The 5,314-nt window shown below is 46.6% G+C and carries 5 protein-coding genes and 1 pseudogene; 1 reads left to right on the forward strand and 5 read right to left on the reverse strand.

Features of this window, described 5'->3' with window-relative positions:
• The 4 genes and pseudogenes from AC1DUA_RS21940 to AC1DUA_RS21955 all read right to left on the reverse strand — a co-directional run.
• Window positions 1–793, reverse strand: a pseudogene (locus AC1DUA_RS21940) (pectate lyase family protein); the annotation flags it as partial.
• A gap of 322 nt (window positions 794–1,115) precedes the next feature.
• Window positions 1,116–1,202, reverse strand: a complete 87-nt coding sequence (locus AC1DUA_RS21945) for a hypothetical protein (RefSeq protein WP_477501800.1) — start codon at window positions 1,200–1,202, stop codon at window positions 1,116–1,118.
• On the reverse strand, window positions 1,175–1,522 hold the full coding sequence (locus AC1DUA_RS21950; RefSeq protein ID WP_477501796.1) for an SDR family NAD(P)-dependent oxidoreductase: 348 nt from the start codon (window positions 1,520–1,522) through the stop codon (window positions 1,175–1,177). Before AC1DUA_RS21950 ends, AC1DUA_RS21945 begins: the two co-directional genes overlap by 28 nt.
• A gap of 84 nt (window positions 1,523–1,606) precedes the next feature.
• Window positions 1,607–2,971, reverse strand: coding sequence for an LLM class flavin-dependent oxidoreductase (locus AC1DUA_RS21955; RefSeq protein WP_477501797.1), 1,365 nt, complete (start codon window positions 2,969–2,971; stop codon window positions 1,607–1,609).
• Window positions 2,972–3,229: 258 nt separating this feature from the next.
• On the opposite strand from AC1DUA_RS21955, the gene AC1DUA_RS21960 reads away from it, so the two are divergent.
• Window positions 3,230–4,435, forward strand: a complete 1,206-nt coding sequence (locus tag AC1DUA_RS21960) for an MFS transporter (protein WP_477501798.1) — start codon at window positions 3,230–3,232, stop codon at window positions 4,433–4,435.
• Window positions 4,436–4,494: 59 nt separating this feature from the next.
• Here the strand turns inward: AC1DUA_RS21960 and AC1DUA_RS21965 are convergent, their stop codons facing one another.
• Window positions 4,495–5,265, reverse strand: coding sequence for a DODA-type extradiol aromatic ring-opening family dioxygenase (locus AC1DUA_RS21965; protein WP_477501799.1), 771 nt, complete (start codon window positions 5,263–5,265; stop codon window positions 4,495–4,497).
• Window positions 5,266–5,314 lie beyond the last annotated feature (49 nt).

A 5,314-nucleotide genomic window follows, 5' to 3' on the forward strand; every position in this document is an offset into this window, starting at 1 on the left:
CATTACCGACGTACCTAAGCAGCACTCCCCACCCGTACGCATAGGCGTCTTTTCCAATACCTTCTAATGTGATATTCATTTCCGAATAATTCGATTTCCCTTTTACTTCAAGAAATCCACTGCTGTTTAGTTGGCCACTCATGTCAGCCGCTGTAACTTTTCCAATAAATCGGATGGCAAGTGGTGTTTTATCATAACCTTTTTGTCTGAGTGCCAGAATTGGACCTAGCCCAACACCTGTTTGTAGATCACCAGCGCTATTGATTTTCACACCAAGCGTCACTGTTTTGGCAGTCGCAGATGTTACATACAGAACTTGAGCACCATTCTTGAGTGTGCCGTCCTCATTATAAGCACCTGAACCTGTACCAAACGGTGAGTTACCTGCAAAAGCAAATCCAGATCTGTCATGTGGCGCTACGGATAGTGCATTTGAAACAATGCTTTCTTTGGAACCATCTGATAATACGACTTCAACTTTCATGATATAACTTCCAGCTGCAAGCCCTACAGCATCAGCTCTCCAATAGGAAGCATACTTGCGGATTAACTGAGTATCAATTTGTTTATATTGAGAATCTGCTGCAGCTGCAGGCTTAACATATACATTATAACCTTGAGCATTACTTACAGGTGACCATTCAACGTAGGCCGTCTCATTCCATCCTCCGCTGCCTGTGATCGAAATACTGGATGCTTGCACCACCTTAGTGGCTAATCCACTTGCGATAAGAGAGATTACAAGAGCAAACAATAAAATGTAATTCGATACCTTTGCAACACTTTTTCTCAAATTAATTCCTCCCGCGTTTAATTGTCATAAACAACTGAAATCGCTTACAAATTTACTGTATCCCCCCTCGCATCATTCAAACTGTTTGAAGCATTTTGAACATCCACAGCTTATCAGTTTTGAATGTGGTTCCGAAACAATCATTTGATCATATCACCCGCTTTTCTGAGCTAATGATTATTGGTTGTGATAAATGATACTTCCCAAGGAGACATCAAAGAGACCCACAGCAGGCAGTGGGCCTTACTCATTGATATTATCGCCTATCCCCGAGGCTTGGAATGATGCTCTATAAGGTCCTCATAATGTGTAAGTTTAAAATTCATGACAGACAGTGCTTCTTGCATCTCATTGATTTGGGACTCAATTTGGCGTTAGGCATTAATCCAATTTTCTCATAATAACGTATCGTATCATAACTAAGTCCGTTGCCAATTGGGATTCGTAGCCGCGTTCATCGCGTACTAAAGGAGGAGCCATGATGCCTGCGTTATTGATCAGGATATCCAGCGGTCGCCCAGAGTCCAGAAACTGCTGGGCAAATGCGTCTATCGAAGCAGGATCAATCAAATCCAGCTCCGCCAGCTCAACACGAGGGATGCCTGCAACGGATGCGCGAGCTTTCTCTGGTGAACGTGCCGGTACAATGACTGTCGCACCAGCTTCAACAAGAGCGCGGGTTGTTTCAAGTCCGACGCCTGAATAGCCGCCAGTCTTATCAGTTTTCATTGTTCCCAATTCCTAATTAAAAAACGGAGCCCGCTAACATGCGCGGCTCCGTTTTTAATTAGAAAGTCTAATCCTTTCGTGTGTTCAAGCGCTGTACCCCTGCGTTACATTCGTCGAATGCGGAGCTTCGGCGAACTGGCTGCCCGGATGGGGAAGCTCGTAGTGATCGCGAAGGGTCGTTCCCGTGTACTCCGTTCGGAACAAACCTCTGCGCTGCAGCTCGGGAACGACGAGATCCAGGAAATCCTCCAGCCCTCCGGCCATCAGCTGCGGCATAATATTGAAGCCGTCGGCAGCTCCGTTCTTGAACCAATACTCCATCACATCGGCAATCTGCTGAGGTGTACCTGTTATCGTGCGATGCCCACGTCCTCCAGCCAGACGCTCCAGGAGCTGACGCAGCGTCAGATTCTCTCGGTGTGCCATCTCGACGATCAAGTGCGTGCGGCTCTGATGGCCTCTCACTTCTTGAACGGGCAGCTGCGGCATCGGGCCATCCAGCGGATAACCTGTCAAATCAAAGCCGATTCGATTGGACAGCATCAACAAGCTGTGGCCCGGGTTGGATAGCTCCACGAGCTTCGCTTCCTTCTCTTTGGCTTCTTCCTCGGTGCGCCCAATAATGGGGCAAATTCCTGGCAAGATGACGATGTGCTCCGGCAATCGCTTCAATTGAACCGCCCGCTGCTTCATATCTCTATAGAAGGATTCCGCTTCTTCAAAAGTTTGCTGAGCCGTGAAAATCGCTTCCGCGTACTCCGCAGCGAACTGCCTGCCATTCTGCGATGAGCCGGCCTGAACGAGCAGCGGTCGCCCCTGCGGTCCTCGCGATATGTTGAGCGGCCCCTTCACGGAAAAGTGGTCCCCTTTGTGATTGAGCTCATGAACCTTGGAGCTATCAGCAAAAATGCCAGCTTCCTTGTCCCTGACAAGGGCATCGTCTTCCCAGCTATCCCATAGCTTCGTGGCTACGTCCAAAAACTCCCGCGCTCGATCATAACGCACAGCGTGTTCCGGGATTTGCTCATAATTGAAATTTTGCGCTTCCGCATCCGTCCCGGACGTAATGATGTTCCAACCGGCGCGTCCGCGGCTAAGATGATCAAGAGAAGCAAATCGCCGAGCCAGATTGAACGGCTCGTTGAAGCTCGTGGACACGGTCGCGATCAGACCGATTCGCTGCGTAACGACGGCAAGTGCCGATAGGAGCGTTAAAGGTTCGTACCCGCCGGTCGCCCCGTACTTGACCGCGTTCGGGCTGGTCGCTACCCGATCCGCAAAAAACAGCGAATCCAGCTTCGCGGCTTCCGCTTTTGCAGCCAGGCGCTGATACAAAGCGAAATCAAGCAGTTGATCCAGATCCGTCTGCGGATGCCGCCATGCAGCCTCATGATGTCCCATCGGGGAAACGAACAAATTCAGATGAAGTTGAGGTTGTTTTTTGCTCATAACGATACCACCTTGTTTGATAAATTAGAAAAGACTCCCGATACAAGGACTGCCGCACGTGAAACTAGTGTGGTGACCTTATAGTAGGAGCCTTTGGATGACCAATTGGCACATAACAATTATTCTCATAATTTTACAATAGTTAATCCGATTATACAAGTGGGATAAATATGTTATGTTTTGGGCAAATAAATAGGGGAATAATAAGTTAGTCTCGTTCTCATAGGAACAATCAAATCAGAAGGCTAGGTGTAAGAAGTGGAAAATAAAAAGTGGGACCTCGTATCGATTGCCTCGATACCACTTATTATGACACTTGGAAATTCAATGCTAATCCCTGTGCTGCCTTCTATCCGCAGTAAATTAGGAATTACTTCTCTTCAGGTGAGCTTATTGATTACGATTTATTCGGCAGTTGCCATCCTGCTTATCCCTGTCGCCGGTTACCTCTCCGATCGCTTCGGCAGGAAGGTAATTATTATCCCAAGCCTGATCATTAATGGTATAGGCGGCTTAATTTGTGGGTTAGGCGCTTGGTGGATCGAAAATCCTTACATGGTTATCATGCTAGGACGATTATTACAAGGCATTGGTGCAGCAGGTGCTTTTCCAATCGTACTGCCTCTTGTCGGTGATATTTTCAAAAAAGAAAGTGATGTAAGCAGCAGTCTAGGAATCGTGGAGACCGCGAATACATTCGGCAAAGTTCTTAGCCCCATACTAGGATCAGCCCTTGCACTAATCGTATGGTTTGCTCCCTTTCTTGCCATTCCTGTTCTTTGTCTCATTTCTGCTATACTGGTTGCATTTCTGGTTAAATCTCCTGATAAAAAGAATGAACATAAGGTTACTTTTGCCCGCTTTCGAACAAATATGAAACAAATTTTTCACAATAACGGTAAATGGTTATTTGCCATTTTTGCCATTGGATGTATATGTATGCTGGCTATCTTCGGTACTCTGTTTTATTTATCTGACACTCTTGAGGATGAGTACCAGGTTAAAGGGATAATTAAAGGCTGTATATTAGCTATCCCCTCGGCTGCTTTGTGTTTGGCCTCATTTATTACCGGTAAACGAATTGGTCAAAATAAAAGGCTAATGAAATGGCTCACATTTGGAGGAATTACACTCGCTGCCACTAGCTTTATAATAAGTGGTATGATGCATGCTATCTATTGGCTGATAGGTTTAATTAGTGTAGGAGGAATCGGAATTGGTGTAACGTTGCCCTGCATGGATGCCATGATTACAGAAGGGATTAACAAGAGTGAGCGCGGAACGATCACTTCTATTTATAGTTCGATGAGGTTTATCGGTGTAGCAATTGGTCCTCCGCTTGCAGCTATTCTTGTGAAAATCTCTCCTCACATTATGTTCTATACGATTACGGGTTTTTGTGTACTTGCGGCTGTTCTGGCCTTATTCACGGTAAGACCTGATAAGGATGAAGCCCCAGCTTAAATTGAGAAAAGGCAGCCGAATGGCTGCCTTCATGATTTATTGATTACATGACCAGGAAGTTAATTAAACTGCCAGCCGCTTAAGCTCAAGTTGCCATATTGATAACTGCGGTGAAGCAGCTTCGCCTGACGGTTGGAGTCACCTGTACCCATCGCGAGAAGCAGCGGAATAAAGTGTTCGCTTGTCGGCACGGATTCCTGGGCGAAAGGAGCAAGCTCGCGATATTGAAACAAAGACTCCGTGTCCCATGCTTCGAGCTTGTTTTGGAGCCAGCTATCGAACTGCGCTGCCCACTCGTCAGTACCATTAGACCGCCAATTCAATTTCCTTAAATTATGGACGGTGCCGCCGCTACCGATGATCAGAACATCCTGCTCCCTAAGCTCTGCCAACGCTTTGCCGATTTGATACTGCTGCTCATTAGGCAAATTCCGGTTCACGGATAAAGCGACAACCGGGATGTCCGCATCAGGATACAATAGCTTCAATACAGCCCATGCCCCGTGGTCGAGGCCTCGTTCCTCGTTTCGAACATTCTGAATGCCCTGCTGCTCAAACAGCTTTTGAATTTGCTCACTTAGGAAGCGGTCGCTTTGGGCCGGATAGGTCATTTGGTAAAGTTCATCCTGAAATCCGCCAAAATCATAAATGGTTTCATATGTTTCAGCAGCACTTACGCTCTGTACCGACTCTTCCCAATGAGCGGAAAAAAGTACAATCGCTTTCGGTTTTGGTGAATGATCCTTAAAGTTCTTTAGCAGTTGTGTATATTCATTATCCTCAAGTACAATCGACGGCGCGCCATGCGCGAAAAAATAGGAAGGCATCATGCCCTTTCACTCTCCTTATTTTTTATCAAATCAAGATCCTGTCTAAGCC

The sequence above is a fragment of the Paenibacillus sp. 01T422 genome, from assembly GCF_056398785.1.

Excerpts from the sequence above, each read along its gene's own strand:
- AC1DUA_RS21950 (WP_477501796.1), bottom strand. The coding sequence starts at position 1,522 with ATGAAAACTGATAAGACTGGCGGCTATTCAGGCGTCGGACTTGAAACA.
- AC1DUA_RS21955 (WP_477501797.1), bottom strand. The coding sequence starts at position 2,971 with ATGAGCAAAAAACAACCTCAACTTCATCTGAATTTGTTCGTTTCCCCG.
- AC1DUA_RS21965 (WP_477501799.1), bottom strand. The coding sequence starts at position 5,265 with ATGATGCCTTCCTATTTTTTCGCGCATGGCGCGCCGTCGATTGTACTT.